Origin of the sequence: Hoylesella buccalis ATCC 35310 (assembly GCF_025151385.1) — a bacterium.
In the GTDB taxonomy this organism is placed as follows: domain Bacteria; phylum Bacteroidota; class Bacteroidia; order Bacteroidales; family Bacteroidaceae; genus Prevotella; species Prevotella buccalis.
In genome coordinates, this window is sequence record NZ_CP102287.1 from 3,123,877 (window position 1) to 3,146,196 (window position 22,320).

The 22,320-nt window shown below is 43.4% G+C and carries 22 protein-coding genes and 2 pseudogenes; 17 read left to right on the forward strand and 7 right to left on the reverse strand.

The features are described 5' to 3' along the window. Positions 1-52 precede the first annotated feature (52 nt). Positions 53-595, reverse strand: a complete 543-nt coding sequence (locus NQ518_RS12830; protein WP_227206027.1) for an NUDIX hydrolase — start codon at positions 593-595, stop codon at positions 53-55. A 271-nt stretch (positions 596-866) separates the two neighbouring features. On the opposite strand from NQ518_RS12830, the gene NQ518_RS12835 reads away from it, so the two are divergent. The 7 genes from NQ518_RS12835 to NQ518_RS12865 all read left to right on the forward strand — a co-directional run bounded on the left by NQ518_RS12835 (position 867) and on the right by NQ518_RS12865 (position 7,971). Next, on the forward strand, positions 867-1,283 hold the full coding sequence (locus NQ518_RS12835; protein WP_227206029.1) for a PaaI family thioesterase: 417 nt from the start codon (positions 867-869) through the stop codon (positions 1,281-1,283). Beyond that, on the forward strand, positions 1,280-2,395 hold the full coding sequence (locus NQ518_RS12840) for an isochorismate synthase (protein ID WP_227961538.1): 1,116 nt from the start codon (positions 1,280-1,282) through the stop codon (positions 2,393-2,395). Before NQ518_RS12835 ends, NQ518_RS12840 begins: the two co-directional genes overlap by 4 nt. Positions 2,396-2,597: 202 nt before the next feature. Next, complete coding sequence (gene menD / locus NQ518_RS12845; RefSeq protein ID WP_227206033.1) at positions 2,598-4,310, forward strand: 2-succinyl-5-enolpyruvyl-6-hydroxy-3-cyclohexene-1-carboxylic-acid synthase; 1,713 nt, start codon at positions 2,598-2,600, stop codon at positions 4,308-4,310. A 6-nt stretch (positions 4,311-4,316) separates the two neighbouring features. Further along, positions 4,317-5,144 carry a 1,4-dihydroxy-2-naphthoyl-CoA synthase gene (gene menB, locus NQ518_RS12850; protein ID WP_227206035.1) on the forward strand — a complete coding sequence of 276 codons (828 nt, stop codon included), beginning with the start codon at positions 4,317-4,319 and terminating at the stop codon, positions 5,142-5,144. A 127-nt stretch (positions 5,145-5,271) separates the two neighbouring features. Next, entirely contained in the window at positions 5,272-5,835 is a 564-nt protein-coding gene (locus NQ518_RS12855) for a four helix bundle suffix domain-containing protein (protein WP_227206038.1), read from the forward strand. Then, entirely contained in the window at positions 5,832-6,929 is a 1,098-nt protein-coding gene (locus NQ518_RS12860; RefSeq protein ID WP_227206040.1) for an o-succinylbenzoate synthase, read from the forward strand. The genes NQ518_RS12855 and NQ518_RS12860 overlap by 4 nt, the downstream gene beginning before the upstream one ends. Then, complete coding sequence (locus NQ518_RS12865) at positions 6,895-7,971, forward strand: AMP-binding protein (RefSeq protein ID WP_227206042.1); 1,077 nt, start codon at positions 6,895-6,897, stop codon at positions 7,969-7,971. The genes NQ518_RS12860 and NQ518_RS12865 overlap by 35 nt, the downstream gene beginning before the upstream one ends. 58 nt (positions 7,972-8,029) lie before the next feature. Here the strand turns inward: NQ518_RS12865 and NQ518_RS12870 are convergent, their stop codons facing one another. Next, positions 8,030-9,082 (reverse strand): 3-dehydroquinate synthase, encoded by a 1,053-nt coding sequence (locus NQ518_RS12870; RefSeq protein WP_227206044.1) that lies wholly within the window; start codon positions 9,080-9,082, stop codon positions 8,030-8,032. 682 nt (positions 9,083-9,764) lie between these two features. Between NQ518_RS12870 and NQ518_RS12875 the strand changes: the two genes are divergently transcribed. From NQ518_RS12875 to NQ518_RS12895, 5 genes are all read left to right on the forward strand, one after another. Next, positions 9,765-10,994 (forward strand): site-specific integrase, encoded by a 1,230-nt coding sequence (locus NQ518_RS12875; protein WP_227960672.1) that lies wholly within the window; start codon positions 9,765-9,767, stop codon positions 10,992-10,994. Positions 10,995-11,046: 52 nt separating this feature from the next. After that, positions 11,047-12,342 (forward strand): site-specific integrase, encoded by a 1,296-nt coding sequence (locus tag NQ518_RS12880; protein ID WP_227960670.1) that lies wholly within the window; start codon positions 11,047-11,049, stop codon positions 12,340-12,342. After that, positions 12,339-12,761, forward strand: a complete 423-nt coding sequence (locus NQ518_RS12885; protein WP_227960669.1) for a hypothetical protein — start codon at positions 12,339-12,341, stop codon at positions 12,759-12,761. Before NQ518_RS12880 ends, NQ518_RS12885 begins: the two co-directional genes overlap by 4 nt. Before the next feature lie 584 nt (positions 12,762-13,345). Beyond that, positions 13,346-14,122, forward strand: a complete 777-nt coding sequence (locus NQ518_RS12890) for a hypothetical protein (protein WP_227960667.1) — start codon at positions 13,346-13,348, stop codon at positions 14,120-14,122. Between the two features lie 212 nt (positions 14,123-14,334). Then, on the forward strand, positions 14,335-14,493 hold the full coding sequence (locus tag NQ518_RS12895) for a hypothetical protein (protein ID WP_260107739.1): 159 nt from the start codon (positions 14,335-14,337) through the stop codon (positions 14,491-14,493). Between the two features lie 489 nt (positions 14,494-14,982). Here NQ518_RS12895 and NQ518_RS12900 read toward each other — a convergent pair whose 3' ends face one another. The 5 genes from NQ518_RS12900 to NQ518_RS12920 form a co-directional block, all read right to left on the reverse strand. After that, the gene (locus tag NQ518_RS12900; RefSeq protein WP_260107740.1) at positions 14,983-15,399 is read right to left on the reverse strand and encodes a hypothetical protein; all 417 of its coding nucleotides are present in this window, start codon (positions 15,397-15,399) and stop codon (positions 14,983-14,985) included. Next, a complete protein-coding gene (locus NQ518_RS12905) occupies positions 15,393-15,725 on the reverse strand; it encodes a hypothetical protein (protein ID WP_260107741.1) in 333 nt (110 codons plus the stop codon). The genes NQ518_RS12900 and NQ518_RS12905 overlap by 7 nt, the downstream gene beginning before the upstream one ends. 21 nt (positions 15,726-15,746) lie before the next feature. Beyond that, positions 15,747-16,448 (reverse strand): hypothetical protein, encoded by a 702-nt coding sequence (locus tag NQ518_RS12910; RefSeq protein WP_227960662.1) that lies wholly within the window; start codon positions 16,446-16,448, stop codon positions 15,747-15,749. 322 nt (positions 16,449-16,770) lie between these two features. Further along, a complete protein-coding gene (locus NQ518_RS12915) occupies positions 16,771-17,067 on the reverse strand; it encodes a helix-turn-helix domain-containing protein (protein ID WP_227960660.1) in 297 nt (98 codons plus the stop codon). 12 nt (positions 17,068-17,079) lie between these two features. Beyond that, positions 17,080-17,382 carry a helix-turn-helix domain-containing protein gene (locus tag NQ518_RS12920; RefSeq protein WP_227960658.1) on the reverse strand — a complete coding sequence of 101 codons (303 nt, stop codon included), beginning with the start codon at positions 17,380-17,382 and terminating at the stop codon, positions 17,080-17,082. A gap of 522 nt (positions 17,383-17,904) precedes the next feature. Between NQ518_RS12920 and NQ518_RS12925 the strand changes: the two are divergent. The 5 genes and pseudogenes from NQ518_RS12925 to NQ518_RS12945 form a co-directional block, all read left to right on the forward strand. Further along, positions 17,905-19,252: pseudogene (locus tag NQ518_RS12925) on the forward strand (virulence-associated E family protein). A 235-nt stretch (positions 19,253-19,487) separates the two neighbouring features. Continuing rightward, positions 19,488-20,480 (forward strand): toprim domain-containing protein, encoded by a 993-nt coding sequence (locus tag NQ518_RS12930; RefSeq protein ID WP_227960654.1) that lies wholly within the window; start codon positions 19,488-19,490, stop codon positions 20,478-20,480. A 4-nt stretch (positions 20,481-20,484) separates the two neighbouring features. Next, the gene (locus NQ518_RS12935) at positions 20,485-20,955 is read left to right on the forward strand and encodes a DUF3408 domain-containing protein (RefSeq protein ID WP_004344884.1); all 471 of its coding nucleotides are present in this window, start codon (positions 20,485-20,487) and stop codon (positions 20,953-20,955) included. Positions 20,956-21,375: 420 nt separating this feature from the next. Continuing rightward, complete coding sequence (locus NQ518_RS12940) at positions 21,376-21,741, forward strand: plasmid mobilization protein (RefSeq protein WP_260107742.1); 366 nt, start codon at positions 21,376-21,378, stop codon at positions 21,739-21,741. Further along, a pseudogene (locus NQ518_RS12945) lies at positions 21,731-22,312 on the forward strand (relaxase/mobilization nuclease domain-containing protein); the annotation flags it as partial. The gene NQ518_RS12940 and the pseudogene NQ518_RS12945, both read left to right, overlap by 11 nt. Positions 22,313-22,320 lie beyond the last annotated feature (8 nt).

Below are 22,320 nucleotides of genomic sequence, written 5' to 3' on the forward strand. Positions count from 1 at the left end.
GCTGTTGTGCTTTGGCCCCTTAGTGCGCCATCCTGGATGAAAGGAAGTAAGATTAAAGATGTTCTGAAAAGTATTTCCAAAGAGGCGCAATCATCAGGGCTTGCATGAATTCCCCATTTTTCAACATCTCAAACACCCTTTCCTTGGACAGCAACTTGAATTCGATATCTTCTGTGCGGTCTAAGTGTTGTTCGCTTACGGGCTTCACTCCCTTTGCCAAATAACAATGACAAAGGTTGGTCATGGTGCTGGGATTGGCAGAGATGGTCATGAGTTTTGTCCATGTTCCACCGCCATAACCAGTTTCTTCTTGCAGTTCTCGCTTGGCAGCATCAAGGGGCTTCTCATCTTTTTCTATCACGCCGGCACAGATTTCTGAAGACACGATGCCCAGTGCGTGTCGCCATTGCTGTTCGATGATCAGGTTGCCATCTGTATCTTCAGCAATCACATTGATCCAATCGGGATATTCCAATACATAATATTCGTCATGAATCACACCGTTGGGCAGTTGCACCTCGTCTCGACGAGCCGTGAGCCAAGGGCGCTTGATGATGTAATCCGACTTTAAAGTTTTCCATTTTTTGATTGGCATAAGTTTATGTTTTTAGTGTAAAAGTTAGGCTGTATGTTTATGAGCGTACGGCCCTGTGACCTCATCCTGCTGGGCGTACTGTCTGCAGGTCAACCCATAGGGCTGCCAGGCGAAGATACAAATAAATGGATATTCCAACAAATGTTACAGGCACAAAATGATGATTGTAGTTGCATTTTGAAGTAGAATCTTCATTATTAAAAAAACAACGGGTATTTTTTGAATCCTCTCTCTTTTGTTGTATCTTTGAAGTTGATAACCAAAAATGACAATGGATTTAGAACGAATCAAAGATATTATTAAGCGACAGGATGGCCTGTCTAACACCTTGGGCATGGAATTTATTTCCACCCCCGAGCCAGATACCTGTATGGCACGGATGAAGGTGGACGATAGTAATAAGCAAGTATTTGGCTTTTTAAGTGGGGGTGCTACCTTGGCGCTGGCCGAAAATTTGGCGGGTGTGGGGAGCATGGCGCTTTGTCCCGACAAGATATGCGTGGGTATCAATGTCAGTGGCAACCATGTCAGGCCGGTGATGGAAGGCGATACCGTGACCGCTTACGGTCGGTTGCAGCACAAGGGCGACACACTGCACCAGTGGCACATCGAGATTAAGGACGAAAACGACAAGCTCATCTCAACCGTTCAGGTGACTAATTTTGCCATGCGTAAACCAAAAGAATGAGCAGTATAGCATACTATCGGCTTCCGCATGCCGAGCGTTTCATCCGTCTGGAACAGACACAGGGCGAGCCTGAAGTGCTGACTCGGCTGACTGACCTCAATGGACGGGAGGGGTTTGTCATGGCTCCCTTTACCATTGATGCCGCCCATCCCATCGTGTTGATGCATCCTGACAAGGTGCAAGAAGAGAAAATAAATGATAGTGACCCTTGCTCTTGTCAGCGTGACGGACAGCTTGCCAATGCCGCACGACAGGAAGAACGGTTGGCTTATGGACGTGATTTTCGCCAATTTCACCAAGCGCTGAAAGCTGAAAGGTTTGACAAGCTGGTGCTTGCTCGCTGCGAAGAGGTGGAGCGATGTGACGGCGCAAATGCCGAAAGTTTGTTCTTAGCAGCCTGTCGATGCTATCCGCGACAGGCCATCGTGTTGGTTTGCACGCCCATGACTGGGACTTGGCTCATGGCTACTCCAGAGGTATTGTTGTCTGGTGATGGTGAGCGATGGCAAACTATGGCATTAGCTGGCACGATGAAGCTCAACGATGATGAAAGTCAACCTGTGATGTCAAGCCATCTTGCTGGTAACAACCTGTCGGTAGGAGAGCGTACATGGTCGGATAAGAACAGGCAGGAACAACGGTGTGTGGCCACGTATATACAGCAAAGTCTGGTTCCTTTCGCAACCCATGTCGAGGAGAGCGGACCCTATACCGTGCAAGCGGGTGGATTAGTGCATCTACGTACTGACTTCACCTTTGAGCTTTGTGATCCAAATCAGCTGGGAACGTTACTCGAAGCTTTGCATCCTACACCTGCTGTGTGTGGACTTCCCAAGGAGGAAGCGCATCATTTTATACTGCAAAACGAACATATCCATCGAAGTTATTACAGTGGCTTTGTGGGTTTGCTCAATCCCAAGGGCGAGACACATCTGTATGTCTCGCTTCGCTGTATGCAAATTTCGAACTGTAGCTACCGCTTCTATGCCGGCGGAGGCCTACTCGCCGATAGTGTTGAGCAGCAGGAGTGGGAAGAGACTGTGGCGAAGATGGAAACAATGAAAAAGGTAGTGGCCTCTCCCCCGGCCCCTCCCCAAAGGGAAGGGGAGTGATTAGCTGATAACTTTGAACATTGAACATTGAATTTTGAACTTTATGATTAGCAAAGCTATCTACTCGTCAACTCGTGAACTATCAACTTGTGCACTATCAACTGTCAACTTAAAAACTTAAAATCTCACAAACTCAAGAACTAAAAAACATTCAACTCGTGAACTTGTCAACTCGTGAACTCGTCAACTAAATAATCCTTCCATGCCCTATTCAGATAAAGAGAACGTCAATATACTCACCGCATTATTAGTGGCACACGGTGTGAAACACGCCGTGGTGTGTCCCGGTTCGCGCAATGCACCCATTGTACATAATCTCAACGAATGCCCCAACATCACATGCCACCCTGTGACAGACGAGCGATCGGCTGGATTTTATGCCTTGGGTATGGCTCAAATCTTAAGACACCCTGTTGCCGTTTGTGTTACCTCAGGTACGGCGTTGCTCAATCTTTTGCCAGCTGCAGCAGAGGCTTATTATCAACATGTGCCTTTGGTGGTGATTTCGGCAGATAGACCTGCGATGTGGATTGACCAACAAGACGGACAAACCCTGCCGCAGTTGGATGCTTTAGGGCGTTTTGTCAGTAAGGCAGTCTCGTTACCCGAGCCTTCTACTGATGACGAACGGTGGTATTGTAACAGATTGGTAAACGAAGCCTTACTTTGTTGTCAGCGGCATGGTGGCAGTCCGGTACACTTGAATGTGCCCATTTCAGAACCCTTATTTACATTCAATGTGCCAGCGTTGCCAACCGAACGTGTGATTCGACAGGTAGCGGCAACGACCGATGTGGCTCACTGTCAGCCGCTTTTGGCGGATATCCAGTCAGCCCAACGCCCGATGATAGTCGTGGGACAATTGAGTAACAAAGAGGCTCGGCGCATGGCTTTGCAATTATGCGAGTTGTCAACGGATGTGGTAGTTATGTACGAATGTCTCGGAATGGCTTGTCATGAGGATGCGCCGCACTATCCCGATTCACCCACCGAAAGGCTTTCTCCTCAACATATAGATAAGGTGTTGATGCGCATGCAGCAGGTAGAGCAATATCAACCTGATGTAGTGGTGTACCTTGGGGGAACGTTGGTGAGTAAGCGTTTGAAAGCGTTTTTGCGTCAATCTCCAGCTGCTAAGACTTGGATTGTCAATGAGCGAGGGGAAATATATGATACTTTCCAAAACCTGACAGGCGTGATTGAGGGCGCACCGCATGATGTCTTTGAGGTAATCTTGCGGTATGTCCGTGGGGAAAAAGAAAGGCAAAGGCTACCTTTTGAGTCTGGTTTTCGTTCAAGATGGACAACGCTGATTCAACAAGTGCAGGCGCAGAATGAGCGTTTTCATCCCTCTTACTCTTCATGGCAGGCTGTGAAAAGATTTTTTGAGACCGCAAGTCATGAGGACAGGTACATCCTCCATGCCGCCAACAGTATGTCCATTAGGCTGGTTAATCACTTTTCCAGCGACTATGTTTTTTGCAATCGGGGCGTCAACGGCATTGACGGAAGTTTGTCAACGGCAGCAGGTTGCTCGCTGGTGACAACTCAAAACGTGTATTGCGTTATCGGTGATTTGAGCTTCTTTTACGACCAAAATGCCTTGTGGCATAGCTTAGGGGGCAATTTCAGAGTGTTGTTGCTGAACAATGGGGGCGGAGTTATCTTCAAAAGTTTGCCGGGTTTGAAAGATAGTACGGCTCAGCAGACATTAATTTCTGCCCAACATCATATCACAGCTTGGGGGATTTGCCAGCAAAACAGCGTGGCTTACCTTTCGGCACACGATGAGGAAGAACTTGAAAATAACATGAATCGCTTTGTGAATGACAACTTTGACCGCCCCGTAGTCTTTGAGGTGTTTACCTCGCAAGAACAAGATGAACAGGCAATGAACGAATACAAACAAGTTTAATTTGATATGGAAAAAAGACAATGGAAGTCTATTGACGGCTTCAACTTTAAGGAAATCCTCTTCGAAGAGTATAACAGAATTGCAAAGATAACGATTAATCGTGAGCGTTATCGTAACGCTTTTACACCGCTCACCACATGGGAAATGTCGCAAGCCTTTGCCTATTGCCGAGAGTGTGCGGGCATTCGTGTGGTTATTCTCACAGGAGCGGGAGATAAAGCATTTTGCTCTGGGGGCGACATGCATGTGAAGGGACGAGGCGGATATGTAGGAACAGACGGGGTGCCACGCCTCAACGTGCTGGACGTGCAGATGCAAATTCGACGTTTACCCAAGCCTGTGATTGCCATGGTGAATGGTTATGCCATCGGAGGAGGGCATGTGTTGCATGTCATGTGTGACCTGACGATTGCCAGTGAGAATGCCATTTTTGGACAAACGGGACCAAAGGTAGGCTCTTTTGATGCAGGTTTCGGCGCTTCGTACTTGGCTCGAATGGTGGGACAAAAGCGTGCCAGGGAGATTTGGTTCATGTGTAAGCAGTACTCGGCACAAGAGGCAGAGCGTATGGGTATGGTGAACAAGGTGGTGCCATTCGATGAATTGGAGGATGAATGCGTGGCATGGGCGGAGACAATGATGCAACGTTCGCCCTTGGCATTACGCATGATTAAGGCAGGACTGAATGCCGAGTTGGACGGACAGGCAGGTATTCAGGAGTTGGCTGGCGATGCTACCATGCTGTATTACACCATGGACGAGGCGCAAGAGGGTGGAAAAGCATTCTTGGAGAAACGCAAGCCCGACTTTGATAAGTATCCGCAGTTTCCTTAAAACTGATGGGGCTGATTAGCCTAATTGGCCTAATTGGCCCAATTAGCCTTATTAGCCTAATAAGGCCAATAGGCCTAATAAGCCCAATAATTCTAACAAAAAATAACCGCTAAAAACATAAAAAGCCATGCAAACCAACCAGTTTTTGCCGCAAAAAGGTAATTATCAAAGCTTAATTGTTTATCAAAAAACAGAGTGTATCTATGATATTACCTTTTATTTTGCTCACCACTTTTTGGCAAAGAACGACAGGACGGTAGACCAGATGGTGCAAGCGGCTCGCTCGGGAAAACAGAACATAGCGGAGGGGTGTGCTGCTTCAACCACTTCTTCTGAAACAGAAATCAAGCTATTGAATGTGGCTAAAGCAAGTTTGCAGGAGTTGTTGATAGATTATCAGGATTATTTGCGGGTGAGAGATCTTGCCATCTGGGATGTGAATGATGTGAGAACAATACAAACCAGACGTGTTTGCGCACGGCATAACGACTCGGCATATTATCGAAACGCCATCAAGGAAAGAAGTGATGAGACCATTGCGAACATTGCTATTACACTCATTCATCAAGCTGACATATTCCTTAGAAAATACATTAACCGGGTGAAAGATGATTTTGTGAAGCAAGGTGGAATCAGAGAGCAAATGTCGAAAGCAAGAATTGATTATAGAAAAAGTCATGAATTAAGATGAATATGAGCTTGTGTTATTCTGTCGGTAAGCGCACACTGCACTTCAAAAATCCTGCCACCACCTCACGGGGAGTGTACCAAACACGCACGAGTTACTATGTAACCCTATGGCGCGAAGACCGACCTTCCGTCAAAGGGGTGGGCGAGAGTGCCACCTTGCCAGATTTAAGTTGTGACGTTTGTCCTGATTATGAGCAAATATTAACCGAGACGTGCAATGAGGTGGCGCACGAGGGGCGTATCAACTACGAGCGTTTGCGGCCTTATCCGTCAATACTCTTTGGGTTGGAAACAGCGTTGGCGCAAATAAACGCAAACGGAAGTGCTGCCTTGTTTGACACTCCTTTCGCACGAGGAGAGGAGGGAATCACCATCAACGGTTTGGTGTGGATGGGTACGTTTGAGGAAATGGCGCGTAGGATGCAGGAAAAATTGGAGCAAGGTTTTCGATGTGTAAAGTTGAAAATAGGGGCTATCAACTTTGAGAAAGAAGTAGAACTGGTGCGCGCTATTCGTTCTCATTTCACCTCAGAGCAAGTTCAGTTGCGCCTTGATGCCAATGGAGGTTTCGCACCCGATGAGGCTCTTGCAAAGTTGGAGCAGTTGGCCAAGTATGACATTCATTCGATAGAGCAACCCATCAAGCAGCATCAGTGGCAGCAAATGGCACGCTTGTGCCGTGAGTCGCCCATTCCTATCGCACTCGATGAGGAACTCATTGGTGTGAACCAGCGACATGAAAAAGAAGAGTTGCTCAATACCATACGCCCGCAATACATCATTTTGAAGCCTTCGTTGCATGGTGGCATGTATGGGACAGAAGAATGGATAACGTTAGCAAAACAACGAAACATAGGCTCGTGGCTCACCAGTGCGTTGGAGAGTAATGTGGGATTGAACGCCATTGCACAACTTGCCGCAAAGATTTATGGACCGCATGTCACCTTTCCGCAGGGCTTGGGAACGGGACTTCTGTTTACGGACAACATACCTATGCCGTTGGAAGTGAGAGGAGATCAGTTGTGGTTCATGCCCACAAAGACATTAAATGGAGGTAAAAATGACTTATCAAGAATTTATCAGCGAATGGAATGATGATGCACAGACCATCCATGTGCAAACCAGTGGGTCGACAGGTGCGCCGAAGAAACTGAATGTAAGGAAGGACAGAATGATTGAAAGTGCCAAGATGACGTGTGACTTCCTTGGATTGCAGCCTGGTGATACCGCATTGTTGTGCATGAATCTCGATTATATTGGTGCCAAGATGATGGTGGTTCGCTCACTTGTCAGGCAACTCCGTTTGATACAGGTAGCCCCCTCCGGTCATCCTTTGGCTACGGTTGATGCTCCAATTACCTTTGCCGCCATGGTTCCCCTGCAAGTATATAACTCGCTGCAAGTACCCGAAGAACGGGAAAAATTGCGCCAAATCAAACATCTTATCATTGGCGGAGTGGCTGTTGACGATGCCTTGGCAGCCCAACTGCACGACTTTCCCCATGCGGTATGGAGCACATACGGCATGACCGAAACCCTGTCACACATTGCCTTACGCAGACTGAACGGCCACCAATCTTCCAGTTGGTACACGCCCCTGCAAGGAATAAAGGTAACAACGAATGCCGATGAATGCTTGGTAATTGATGCTCCGATGCTTTGTGACTCGCCCATTGTAACGAATGATATGGCCGAAATGCGAGAGACAAGTATTTCTGAGGGGCAAAACGCCCTTGCTTTTCGCATCATTGGTCGCCGCGACAACGTTATTAACAGTGGTGGCGTGAAGATTCAGATGGAAGAGTTGGAGCGCCTGATACGGCCTTTCCTCACCATGCCTTACATGGTAACCAAGCGCAAGAGTGAGAAGTTTGGCGAAATAGTCGTGCTGATGGTGGAGAGAGAGGGCGATGAGGAGGGAGCAACCTTTGAGGAAAAGTCTGAGTTGCCCATTCTGCGAGCCATCCACAAACTGCTGCATCGGGCCTTGCCTCGTTATTGGGAACCACGCCTGTATCTGTCGGTAGACCACATTCCGATGACCGAAACGGGCAAACCCAATCGGACTTTGGCTCAGCGAATGGCCGAGAAACCTGACTTACCTTCCAGCTGCGTCTTTGCGCTGGATGATGAATGAGTGGGGAAACAGCCGACGGCAAGAAGGATGTTGCGGTCGGCCACACCACTGATATGCGCTACTCGCCTTCGCGTAAAAAGTCGAAGGCGTTTTTAATTTCCTCCATCGTCGCCGTCTGGTTGAGCTTAATGTCGCCCACGTTGGCAAGCAACGTGCAGTTTATCTCGTCACCAAGATTCTTCTTGTCGTGGCGCATCAAGGCGATGAGCTCGTCGTAGTCGTCGCATGTAAACGGCAATTGTCCATACCACTCTTTGACGAACCTGACCACTTGCCGCATCTTTTCCGTGGGGAAGCCGCACTTGATGCAGCTCAGGTACAACTCGCAAATCAAACCATAGGCCACCGCATAGCCATGTAAGACAGGCTTTCGTTTCAGCGACCACGACTCGAACGCATGACCGAAAGTGTGTCCGAGGTTCAGCGCCTTGCGTATGTTCTGCTCAAAAGGGTCGCGTGTCACCACCTCTTCTTTCACGGCAACCGAGGCGGCAATCATTCCTTGTAGCTGATGGATGTCAACGTCGCCGCTCAAGTCGAACGTCAATAATTCACTCATCATCTTGTCGTTGCTAATCAAGCCGTGCTTCAACATCTCCGCATAGCCGCTGCGCAGGTTTTCCAGGTCAAGCGTTTGCAGGAACGCTGCGTGCAGGATGACGAAATTAGCGTCATTGAACACCCCTATCTCATTCTTCAGTCCCCCGTAGTTGATGCCCGTCTTGCCACCCACGGATGCGTCGACCATGGCCAGCAGGGTGGTGGGGATGTTGATGAAATTGATGCCTCTTTTAAAGGTGGAGGCAGCGAATCCCCCAAGGTCTGTCACCATACCGCCCCCCAGATTGATGACGCATGAGTGGCGGGTGGCTCGATATTCTTGCAGTGCCGTCCATATCTTTTCCACCGACCGCAAGCCTTTGTGAACGTCAGAAGCGGGGATGGTGATGAGCGGCGCACCCCTCAACGAGTGAAAACCGCGAATCTTCGGCCAACAATGTTCGGCTGTCACGTCGTCCGCAACGATGAACATGCGGTCGGGTTGGCATGCTGCAATCGCCTTGGATAGGTCAGTTTGCAAATGGTTGGATAGGATAATCTTTTGTTTCATCTTCTCTTTTTATGGTTACAAATATAATGAAAAAAGCAGATACCCAAGCCATTCGGGTGATCTATTGAGCCTTGGTTTTTGCATTTAAGAAGGTTATGCGGAATAAAGAAACAATCATTCCCTTTTGCATGAATGAAGAATAAAACTGCCATTTACGACATGATGTGATAATATTGTTGGATGGTAACCAATAGCTCTCAACTATGTTAGCAAACCTTTCGTTTGTTAAATCAATTCATTTTCTTTGACAAAATAAAATTGTAAAATAGAAAAAATGGAGCGACTTTTAAGGCGTTCAAGGTCTTAAATTCTTCATTTTGTACGCTATTCACATGGGTTTAATCGACTATTAGCATGCTTTTGCCGTCCAATTTACATGCTATTGCCGATCAACTAATCAACGAAAATGAAGAAATATCCAAATTGGTGTAAAATGACTGATAATGAGCAGGAAACGGAATAATTTGCATAGAAGTGCTCTTTTCAAAAAGGGTCATAATGTGCAGATTTAGGCAGAAGTTCAGTTACCAAACCGTTACCCGATTTTGCCATAGGTAACGATAGAGTAATGTTCGGTAACTGAATTATTTTCGCTCGTGTGGCTGTTGCTACGGTCGGCAGTTTTCTGCATAAGTGATGAACGCTTTGAAATTGGTATTTTTGCCACAAAACATCAAAGCGTATGAAAACAGAAAAAATGAAGGTGTTGCTCTACCTCAAAAAGAGCGGTCTGGACAAGTCGGGCAAGGCTCCGATTATGGGACGCATTACCATTGGACGTTCCATCGCCCAGTTCAGTTGCAAGCTCTCCTGTAATCCTGGCTTGTGGAATCCCCGTGAGAGCAGAATGGACGGAAAGAGCCGTGAGGCGGTGGAGGTGAATGGCAGGTTGGAGAACTTGCTGCTGTCCATCCAGTCAGCCTATCAGTCTTTGCTTGCAAGAGGTTGCCCATTTGACGTAACCGATGTGAAGGAACAGTTTCAAGGCAGTGTGCAGACACGGTGCATGCTCATTGAAAGGCTGAATATGCTCATTAAAGAGAAAGAAAGTCATATCGGTGTAGACATCAGAAAAGAGTCCATGGCAAGCTATCACTCCACGAGAATCCACTTGCTGGAGTTCATCCAAAAGAAGTATAAGGTTTCTGACTTAGCCTTCTCACAACTGACAGAGAACTTCATCCACGAGTTTCAGCAGTACTTCTTGGGAGAGTGTGGATTTCAGGAAAGCTCATTCTACAATGTCGCCACCCATTTGAAAACAGTTTGCAGGCTGGCTTACCGTGAGGGATTGGCAGACATCCTGCTTTTCGACAAAGTCAAAATCAGCAAGGGCGATAAGAAACTCCCAAAGGCACTTGACAGACGTTCACTTGACAAACTAATGAATACCCACTTCGGAGAGTTGGAGGAAGAAATGGAAACAGCAAGGGATTTGTTTGTTTTTGCCTGTCATACAGGTGTAGCCTATTGTGATTTAATGGGATTAAGTAAGACACATCTTGTCCGTGATGATGAGGAAAATCTTTGGATGAAGTTCAATAGGAAGAAGACAGGTGTACTTTGCCGTATTAAGTTGTTGCCTGAAGCGATTAGGATAATAGAGAAGTATCGAGGCGAAGAAAGGGAAAGACTGCTGCCACAGATGAAGTATGCCACCTATCAGTCGTATCTTAAAGCATTGCGCCTTAGAGAGGATATAGCCTTTCCCTTTACCACGCATACGGCAAGACACACCTTTGCCACACTTATCACGCTTGAGCAAGGAGTACCTATTGAAACGGTGAGCAAGATGCTCGGACATAGCAACGTAAGCATGACCGAGCGTTATGCAAAGGTAACACCGCAGAAACTCTTTGAGGAATTTGACCGTTTCCTTTCTTTCACTGAAGATATGCAGTTAACAATCTGATTCCTATTTTTTTCTATCTTATCATTACTTATAAATCAAGACTACCAAGACAATGAGAAGTACATTCAAGATACTATTTTATATCAACAGACAGAAGACAAAGGCAGACGGCAATACCGCCATTCTCTGCCGTATCACCATTGACGGAAAGAATACCGCCATTACCACAGGAGAAGAGTGTAAAGTCTCCGAGTGGAACACCAAGCAGGGTTTGACAACCAACAGGAAGACCAATCAAAGAATCAATGAGTTCAGGGATTTGGTGGAAAAGACCTATCGGGACATTCTTTTAAAGAACGGAGTTGTAAGCGTGGAACTTATCAAGAACCGCTTGCAAGGTATTGCCACCAATCCGACCACGCTCCTTGCCATGAGCAGGGCGGAACTCCAAACAGTCCAGGAAAGTGTTGGCAGATCAAGGGCAGAGGGAACTTACCTAAATCTGTTCTATTCTGACAGAAATCTCCGTGAATTTGTAGAAAACAAAGGAGTGCAGGATATATCCATCGGAACAATTACAGAGGACTTGTTCGAGGAATACCGCTTCTTTCTCAAAAAACGTGGGCTGAAAGCATCCACCGTCAACAGCAACCTCTGCTGGCTGAGCCGACTGATGTTCCGTGCGGTCAGCAAGAGAATTATCCGCTGCAATCCCTTTGAGAACGCCAAGTATGAAAAAGCAGAAAAGAAGATACGCTTTCTGCAAAAGAGCGATGTGATGAAACTTATGGCAATGAAGATGAACGACAAGGAAGCGGAGCTGGCAAGACTGATGTTTGTCTTTTCCTGCTTCACAGGCTTGGCTATCTCAGATATGGAGAATTTGGAATACAAGCATATCCAAACGGCATCGGACGGACAGATGTACATAAGAAAGGAACGTCAGAAGACCAAGGTTGAGTTCATCGTGCCGTTACATCCCATAGCGGAAACCATCATCACTCATTGCCGGAAAGAGCCGGAAAGAAACGAGGTACAGCAGACGGTGAAAGAAAAAGGCGACCACCTTGTTTTTCACCGTGATTGCAGCCGCAGTGTCATGGATGCCAAACTGAGTATTGTGGGAAAGGCTTGTGGTATTCGCCAAAGACTTTCCTTCCACATGGCAAGACATACATTCGGCACGATGAGCCTAAGCGCAGGTATTCCCATTGAGAGCATAGCCAAGATGATGGGGCATACCTCCATATCAAGCACTCAAGTCTATGCGCAGGTAACGGACAGGAAGATATCAGAGGATATGGACAGGCTCATTGCCAAGCAATCGGCAAAAGAAAAGGAAACTTTGGAGAGAGAGGCTTGTGAACCTTCGGATATTGTAACCTGTAAAATGGAGGAAACGGCATGAAGACAATCAATAATCCCAAAAGAAAAGTAAGCGTAACCAATCAGCGCAGTTATTTCGACTGGACTGATGGAATGCAGGTTGTTCGCAGAGGAAATGGCGAAATTGGCATGACAGAGAGCGAACTTGTGAGGTTCTTCGGGGTAACATGGAGAAAACTCAACCATAGGCTGCAAACGATAATAAAATCCTCCAACCTGCATCCCGATGAAAGGGGTGCAGGTGAGGAAGTTATTTATGCAAACGAACAACTAAAAGGTTATGCTACGCTCTATCCACTTCCTATTATCATTGCCCTTTCCTTTCATCTTGACAGCGTAGAGGCAGATATGTTTAGGAAATATCTCTGCCAAACACTGCAATCCCCTGCGCCAATATTCATTCCTATTATTGTTGATACAAGTGGCATACAGGGGTGCTGAATGGCAGTTATATAGACTAATAATTAGTGTTTACTGAATAAATTATATTCGTTTGACATACAATAAATTATATTGTTTTATCTTTGGTTGTTTAACATAAAATTCGTACCTTTACAGTGTTAAATCAGAAGTGATGTGCTATTTTGTCAAGAACGTGATGAAGTTCCTCATGGAACTTTGTCTTGCCCTTTTCGAAATTAAGCTCAATTTATGGACAAATGCCATTGCAAAGTTTAGAGTCCGCTGCTTTGCAGTCATGGCAATTTATTAATTCAGCGAACACTAATTATATCCTTTTTCTTTCACTGTTATATTTTACTACATAACTACATTAAAGGTAAAGCGATGAAAAGAAAGGATTAATGAGTAGTAGGGCTATTATCGAAATGATACTACATAGTAACTACATTTAACCTTCTTCTTTCACTGCTTAGGTATATCTATAAAGAGTTCAATAACCGCTATCATGATTTTTAGGCGTTTTTCAGGAAGATGACGAAAAAATTGCCTACTTATTTGCTTTTTTCATAAAAAGTACATATATTTGCAGCGTATTTATTTATAAAACTCTAAAACTTATAGTTATGAAAGCAAAACAAACAATCCTTTACACTCTTACTTTCATATTGGCATTATTTGTAGGAGTATTAACATCGTGTTCTAATAATAATGAGGTAGCTGAAATTAATGCTACTAGAGATTACCTAACTGATTCTAAGGTTCTTGCTAAATTTGTTGATATAAATAAAACAGTTGGCGAGTACTATTTGAATGTAAATAAAACCTCTTTCAAAGATTTACTTTCTGATAAGGATTGGCAAGAATTGCAGAGCGTTAATCCTTTAAATAAACAAAGATTTGAAAAAGAAATAGCAGAATTAAATATGCGATTACAAACCGCTGCAAATAATCCAAAAACTTCTCAAATAGTATATTCTACGTATAATGAAACTTGGATTAGAAATCTTACACAAGATAATATAGTGCAAGTTGAAAATACCGTAAAAAGCTCTCTAACAAGAGGAAGTAATCTTGCAACATTATCAATTTTCCCTGAAAGTAAAAGTCAGTGTTATTTCACTTCTGGAAAGAAAATTATTTCAAGAATTCAATTAAATATCTTCAATGGTAGCTATTTCTTTTTTGACATTCTTTGTAAAACAGATGCAAAAAAAGAACCCAATCCGAATATGAATGAAAAACTAATAACTCTTTCAGGAGTATCAATGCTTCCATATAATTATTTTACTTGGACAGCATATAGCAATGATGCTAATATAAATTGGCAATTTGAAGGATTAGGTTATGAACCCAGAAATGGTGGTCCTATTGCCACTGCTACTTTTGAATCGTACAATTAAATGTTTTTATATATGGGGGGATATTATATATCCCCCTATTTTTTAATTTAAACAAATGAACTCCACGTATAAGTTATTAGTAATGTTTGTTTTCTCTTTCTGCTTAATAACTTGCACTACTAAAGACGATTATACTACTAGTAATGATATTGTAGAGAAACTTACAAATAAAATATGGGTAAATATTATCAAGGATAAACCCAAAACGATGCATGAGCAATATATTTTTTAAGAATGGAACAGGATATCAAGTAGTTCAAGAATATCAAAACAAAGAAGTTGAAAAAGAAACAAAATCATTTTTTCATTGGACTTTTATGTATCCTGATAATAAAGTTATATATATAGATTGGGATTGTATTGGAAAATAAATTCCTTGTCAGATGTTGTCTTTAATGTAGAGGAAACTTATGACGACCCCTATCAGACCCCTAGTCAACTCTATAAAAGAAAATTAGAGATGACCTCTAAAAACAGCATTTTTATGTAGTCGGTCTGAGTTATAAAGAAATCTGGTAGGAGGTAAATATTACTCATAAGAGGCATCCTCCTCCTACTTTTACATTTACCAACCTCCCACACCACCGTACGTGCCGTTCGGCATACGGCGGTTTTGTACTTTTACACCTCATGGTGTGTGGCAAGTTGTTTTCAGCTATCCCTTTGAGTAACATCACTTCTATCCTATTGTCGGATTTCGTCCTATCGTCTTGGATAGAGAGCTTCTTTCGGGCATCTGACGAAGAGGTTCGCAGGGTAGCAATCATTGGGCTTACTTGGGACTTGCACCCGTTAGATAATGCTTATGCCGAGCGTACAAATAGACCGTTACTACATATGTAAGTAACGGTCAAATATTTTTATAGATTTTGGGCTAATAGAATATTACCTTCTTCCTCCAAAGTGCACTCCTGAGAAAGACTTTTGTCTGGTGCCTCTTGTACAATCCTTGCACCTATCCATCCATTACCATCTCTTGTATATACTATACCTTCGCAAAAGAAGATTTCAGGCGTACCAAAAAAATCATTATCAGAAATATCTGGTTTTCCATCTATTATTAACTTAGAACCACCAAAGTTGATAGATACCTCCAATACAATATTTTTATAGTATTTTAGGAATGTGTTATGTACCCTATAACCTCCACCATTCCATGTTAAATCATTACTAAAGAAGCTATACACGGACTTATCATTCTCAGAAAAGAATTGTATCTGCTTCCCTGAATTGCCCGTATCTAATCCTGAGAAAAATTTAATTACTTTATTTACCAAAAAAAGGTATAGAGTTTTTGCTTTTTTTCAGAAGCTTTATTCTCTCCTAATACATTAAAGACACTTTCTCCTATAATAGGAATGACGTACGGACTTTTTGATGGATTCCCATTGTATACTGTAGTCCACTTATTCTCAATCCCTCCCTTAAAATTCTTTGTTGCTCCTGCATAGGTTGTGAAACGATGATTATTAATACTATTCCATTGTTGTTGCAACTTTGACTTATTAAATTTCATGAAATCTTTAAAAACTGGTTCTTTTATTTGTTGTCTTACAATCAACGAAGATAGGCCATAATAGATTCCATCATCCCAATGTACCATTCTTCCCCAGCTTAAACCATGTCAAAGTTTTTTCATTACTTTACAGTCAATACCAATGGACACACCAAATACATAATCATATTGATATAAAGAAACATATAGTTTTCTGCGTGAATTTGAATTGAACCTGATTTTTATATGTTTCAGGTAACTAGGAGAAAATCTAATTATCTTATCTATAATATGAACTTTAACTGCTCCTACTTTCGGAAAATTTTGCACATCTTCTCGCGTAAGTTCATGACGAGTTGCTGCCCTTGTTGTAGGTTGGTTAGGTATGACAACATCATCAGAGTCTTCATCGAAATATTGTTCGTTGTCTATTGGACTAGAAGGGCTATCGTTCCATCTACAGAAGGTATCTTTCAACTTTACATTACCTAATTTCTTTAATCCCTCTGCAACATTAGTAAAGTCTTTCACTTTGGTAACTGCATTCTCAAGTTCTATCTTATTAGAGCAGTGGGTAAAGAATGTTCCATCTTTCGTTATACGATACAATGTATCATTAACAATAATTTCTAAGTTTTTATTCAGGAAATGTCTGAATTTTTCATCAGGAATAAGAAATCCTATCTGTTCGATATTCGTATTTCCTTCAGAAAAATCATTATAAATATCATCAGCAGATGAAAAAGAGTGCGAGGATCTTGTTTTAATTCCTTTTGTAATATCATAACTCTCAAGTGCTTTCTTAAAGGCATCCTTACTCTCAAAAGACATAATTTCGGCAGAAGTGCTTTCAGGAGAATGGAAGTTGTTTTTTCCCCTTGATCTACAATATCTTCTGAACTACAAGCACCCATAATAAGCAATTAGGCAATGCTACTAAGAAAAGTAATAAATGTTTTAATCTTATTTTTTTTGTGTGCAAAATAAATAATAAAAGTCTTACACAATACCTATTTATAATGATTTTTACTTGAACATTTATGCTATTTTACTAATATTTGTATCAATTATTCACATCAATCTACTATTCTCTGTATTTCCATTTTTTACCTGTAATAAGTGTTAATGCCAATTATAACTATTGAAGGCGGTTTTATTCGCATTCCTTATAATTATTATCCAACATTTTCTCCAAATCCGACTCCTTATAAAGTATCTTTCCTGCAAAGTGTGTGTAGGGGATAATCCTCCTGTCCCGATAGTCCTGCAAGGTACGAGGGCTGATATACAGCCGCTCGCACACCTCCTTGCCTGTCAGGAAATGCTCACCGCCAAATAGCGGTTTGTGTGTCTGTGCCACTTCCTTTATCCGTCTGTTCACTCTTTCAAGTGCTGACAGCACCACCTGCATATCATTCGCTTCCATATTCAAGTCCTTTATTGACTCCATTGTCATCTTGTTTTATGTGTTATTCTTAGATTTAACTGTTTTAGGCTTCTCCGATTTAGTCTGCAGCAGCCACTCCACGTCCTCACGCTTGTAGTAGCACTTATGCCCAATTTGGGCAAAGGGCAACACGCCCGTATCACGGTAATGCTGTAAGGTACGCTTACTGATGTTTAGCAACTTACATGCATCCCCGTTGTGCAGCCAATCGGTATGCTTGCTCTGTTCTCCTAAAGCCTTGTGGCAGGTCTCGGCAAGACAGAGTATCTCATTCCTCAACTTTGCCCAGTTTGAATCCGTAATGATAAAATATCCCATAGTTTTATTGTTATTTTGTTTGTAATTCTATCTTATTGGTATTGACAATATCTTTGCCTGTTCTGCGTTTCACCGCACGTTTATGCCTACAAAAGTATGATGAGTTTGTCACACTTCAAAGCAGTAGGGAACAGCAGGGAAATATCGGGAAGTTGAAGGAAAAGTTAACGCATTTTATCGGCAGCCGTTTGCGCATTATTACCCTGTTTTCTTCTTTCACCGTTAGTTTAGTGCAAAAATAGGACAATTCATGTCCGTGTATGTCCTATTCAATCATTCTTCGTTCAAGTGGCACCTTGTAGCACTCTTGGTGTAAACAAACGCTACCTTTTTCTGTGCTGATACTATTGTTTGCAATATCGGTGCAGAATACCGCATACATGCGCAAAAGGTACATTCCTGCCTCTGCCTTTTCTTGTTATTTTATCATCTGTTTTGACTTAATTTGGGCTTCAATCAGTCATTTCTTTTCCTGTCTCCTCAAAAATCCGTGCGAACTTTATTGCGAATGAACGCAACATCATGCAAGCACTCCCCGAATGCTTGGAACTTTCCCATTCTCTTCATAACTTCACTCCGGAAACAAAAACAGGCATATAATGAAAACAAGCGCAGATAAAGGCAATTCGGAGGCGGGAACAACATGGCCAGACCGAGAAAGGCTTCCTCTAAGAACTCAGAGATAGAAGCCTATCTCTCCAAGCATTATGAGTTTAGATACAATACGGTATTGGGACGAACCGAATACCGTAGAAAATCTGATTGCGATTTTGTCAAGGTGGGTCGCTATGAAATCAATACGCTCCGCAGGGAGATAGACAACGACATCAGTATAACAACCTCCTCGGATAATCTGTACTCCATCATCGAGAGCAGCTTCTCTCCACGTGTCAATCCCATACAGGAGTATTTTAAAAGGTTGCCATCGGTGGATATAAGCAGTAGTTCTCCCTTTGCGCTGAAAGTTATTCCCGAATTGGCAAGTTGCGTAGTTGTTCGCAACTCTGACAAGTGGCTGCCATACCTTACCAAATGGCTCGTGGCAACGGTTGCCAACGCCATGGACGACCGTGAATGTCGTAACCACACTTGCCTCGTGCTGACAGGTGAGCAGGGCAAGTTCAAGACAACATTCCTTGACTTGCTCTGTCCTCCGGCTCTTCACGGTTACAGCTATACGGGCAAGATATATCCGCAGGAGAAGGACACGCTTACCTATATAGGGCAAAATCTCATCGTAAACATTGATGACCAGCTCAAAGCCCTCAACAAGCGTGACGAGAACGAGCTGAAAAATCTCATCACCTGCCCGATGGTCAAGTACCGTATGCCCTACGACAAGTATGTGGAGGAACATCCCCACTTGGCGAGTTTTGTTGCATCGGTGAACGGTAACGATTTCCTTACCGACCCCACAGGCAGCAGGCGGTTTCTGCCCTTTGAAGTATTGTCTATTGACATAGAACGAGCAAAGGCAATCTCAATGGATAGTGTCTATACCGAAGCAAAAGCCCTGTTAAAATCTGGTTTCCGCTATTGGTTTGACGATAATGAGATAGCAGAGCTTTACAAAGAGAGTGAGGATTTCCAAGTGCAGACCGCAGAAATGGAACTACTGCTACGCTGCTTTGAGAAGCCAACGGAGGATAATCCCTATTGTACCTATATGACCACCACCGAGATAATCACCTACTTAGGCTACTATACGCATCATCCCTTGTCCTTAAAGCACATGGGCGAAGCCCTTAGGAAGGCAGGCTTTGAGAAAGTAAGCCGAAGGCGTGACGGTGGCAGCCCCATCTATGTGTATAAGGTAAGGAAGATTCTGCCGTGTCCTTTGCTGAATAGTTGCAGCAGTCAGATGCCATAAACTATGTGTAGTAGGCAAATGTAGTTGGATGTGTAGTTTCTTCAAAATCATAATATATAACTGATTAACAACAACTTAGAGTAGAGTAGTTTGTAGTAAGAAGAAAGATGAAAAAGTTTGGAGGGGAAAGACTTAGGAAAAGGGAAATTCATTCAAATGCAATCAAATATAATTCAGACAATCGATTATAATTCAGACAATCGATTATAACTCAATCACTTAAATTATTCAAGCAATGAAAGAAGAAGATTTATCACTTATCAAGCGATATCCCATCGTGGAGTATCTCGAAAGGAAAGGCATCAAGCCTGTACGTAGGACTGCAGTCTATGCCCTGTATTGTTCACCGCTCAGGGAGGAAACGCATCCGAGTTTTAAGGTGGACACAGAGAAGAACCTTTGGATAGATTATGGCGAAGGTAAGGGTGGAAGTATCATCGACCTCTGTATGCGTATGGAGGGCTGCACGCTATCGGAAGCCATCCATCACTTGGGGCAGAACGCTCCCGATAATACAGTATATAGTTCTCACAAAGACTTCTCACAAAACAATCTCCAACCAACGATGGCTGCAAACGAGACAAGGAAACTGATAAGTATATCAGACACCCTACCGCCACATTTGCAGGAGTATCTTACAAAGGTACGCTGCATTGATTTGGAAAAGGCAAAGCCTTTCCTTAAATGTATCAGCTATGAGGTAAGGGGCAGGCGCTATCAATCCATCGGCTTTGCCAATCAATCAGGAGGGCATGAACTTCGGGACAATGGCACGTTCAAGGGAACGATAGCTCCGAAGGACATTACTCCTATATTCACCGACAAGATAATAAACCAAATACAGCCAACTTGTGTGTTCGAGGGATTTATGGATTTTCTTTCTTTTCTTTCAATGAAAGAAGAAGTAACAAGTGCCTGCCTTGTGCTAAACTCCGTGAGCAATACCGCCAAAGCAATTCGGTATATGAATGCGCAGGGAATATCTTCCATTCGTACCTTCCTTGATAATGACGATGCAGGGCGGAGGGCTGTTCAAGATTTCATAAAGGCAGGTTTCCATGTTGAGGACATGAACATACATTACAAAGACTTCAAGGATCTCAACGATTTTCATGTCAGTCGTGTCCGTGAGCGACAGAATCATAAAGAGCAGATACAGGCACACATGTCGGTTACAGAACAAAATCAAAGCAATAAATCAAAACAAGTCAAACATAAAATGAGATAGAGAAATGAAAAAGAAAACAATGATGAATGACAAAGACCTTTCATGGTTCTTGGAATGCCAAGATGATAAAATGGACAATGAGGTAATCCCACAGACGGAAGCACAACCCGTTCCTGTGGAGGAAATAACAACGGACGTAGAAATAAATGAGGACAGTGTTACTCAAGGAGAAGCGGATATCACTTCTGGGAAATCCGAGCATACACGGCATACTGAGAATATGGCTGTTCAAAGACGCATCAGCTCCAAAATGAGGAAGAAAACACTCGAAGCCTACAAGCAAGCCTATCTTGTGCCAACCAAACTGTGCAACCGAAAGGCGGTCTATCTGAGCCGAGAAACGCAGGAGCATGCCGACTTCATCGTGCGCAGGTTAGGCGACAGGGGCAGCAACCTTTCAAGTTTCGTGGAGAACATCGTGCGTCTCCATTTGGAAGAGTACGGTGAGGACATAGATAAATGGAGGAGATTATAAATCACAGGAAAAGGGTCGAGGACTTTTGGGAAAAGGGGCTATTATTCCACTCAAAACTCTCAATCCTTTTTTAGAGAACATAGCAACAGAAATTTGTCAAACATACTGAATGATGAGAACACCACGAACACAGTTAAACACGGAATGCACAGCATTCACTTTCAAGCAGCAAAACGCCTTGTGCGTAAACGTTTCGTTAGCTGATAATGCAAGACGTCAGTTTGTACCCACAAACTGCTCTTGCTCCCTCGTCAGACTGTCGGGGAGATTAGACCGTAATCACTACGTTCTCATCGGTCAGCATTCAGAAATTAAGCAACAACAAATCATCTATAATGATTAACTCTTAAAGGAAACTTATATGAATAGATACAAGGAAAAGCTGCCCGATGGCAGTCAAAGGATAAGGAAGAACAGCGGATGAACAAGACAGAGTTCATCAAGATAAGATGCACCTTAGAGGAGAAGCATCGTATCAAGTCAAAAGCGGAAAGTACAGGGCGGAAGTTCTCAGAGTACTGCCGTGAGATACTCCTTAACGGAGAAGTAACAGCTGTTCCCAAGATGACAGACAATGAGAGGGAAGCCATTGCCATTCTTCAACATACAGGAAGGTTCTACGGGCAGGTTTCCAATCTCATCAAGCTCAAGGACGAGGATTGGCTACATATCACCAAGAACCTTTCGCTATGTGCCAAAGAGGCATTTAAGCGGTTTTACGACCCGCATTTTCGTGTGGATGATGAGGTATATAAGGTCTTAAATCTAACAAGAAATGATAGGTAAATGCAAGGCGATAGCGCACGGAAGCACAGCTTTGGACTATATTTTCAGGGAAGGCAAACTCGGTAGTCGGCTTGCATTCCACAATCTTTGCAGCAGAGATCCAAAGACAATCTATGAGGAAATGAAAGTAGTCAGCGATTACAACAGCCGTTGCAGGAACAAGTTTCTCCGTATCGAAATCGGCATCGCACCGCAGGACGAGAAAAAGCTGTCTGTGTCCGAATATATGTGGATAGCACATTTGTTTGCCAAGCGAATGGGACTTGACAACCACCAATGGGTGGCAGTAACGCACAAGGACACCGATAATAGACACATTCACATAATTGCTAACCGTATCAGTCTGTATGGAGAAGTCTATGATACCACCTTTGTGAGCAATAGGGCTGCAAGGGTGGCAGAGGAAATCAGCAGGGAGAAAGGCTTGACCATTGCAAAAGAGGTCAAGGCAGAAAGGAAACACCAAAAGGAAAAAGCCAGCCCTACAAGAGAGCAAACAAAGCAGCAGGTGCAGAAGATTTGCTACACCTTGCTTGACAAGTACAAAGGAACAGGCGTCAAGGGGCATTCCTGACTTCG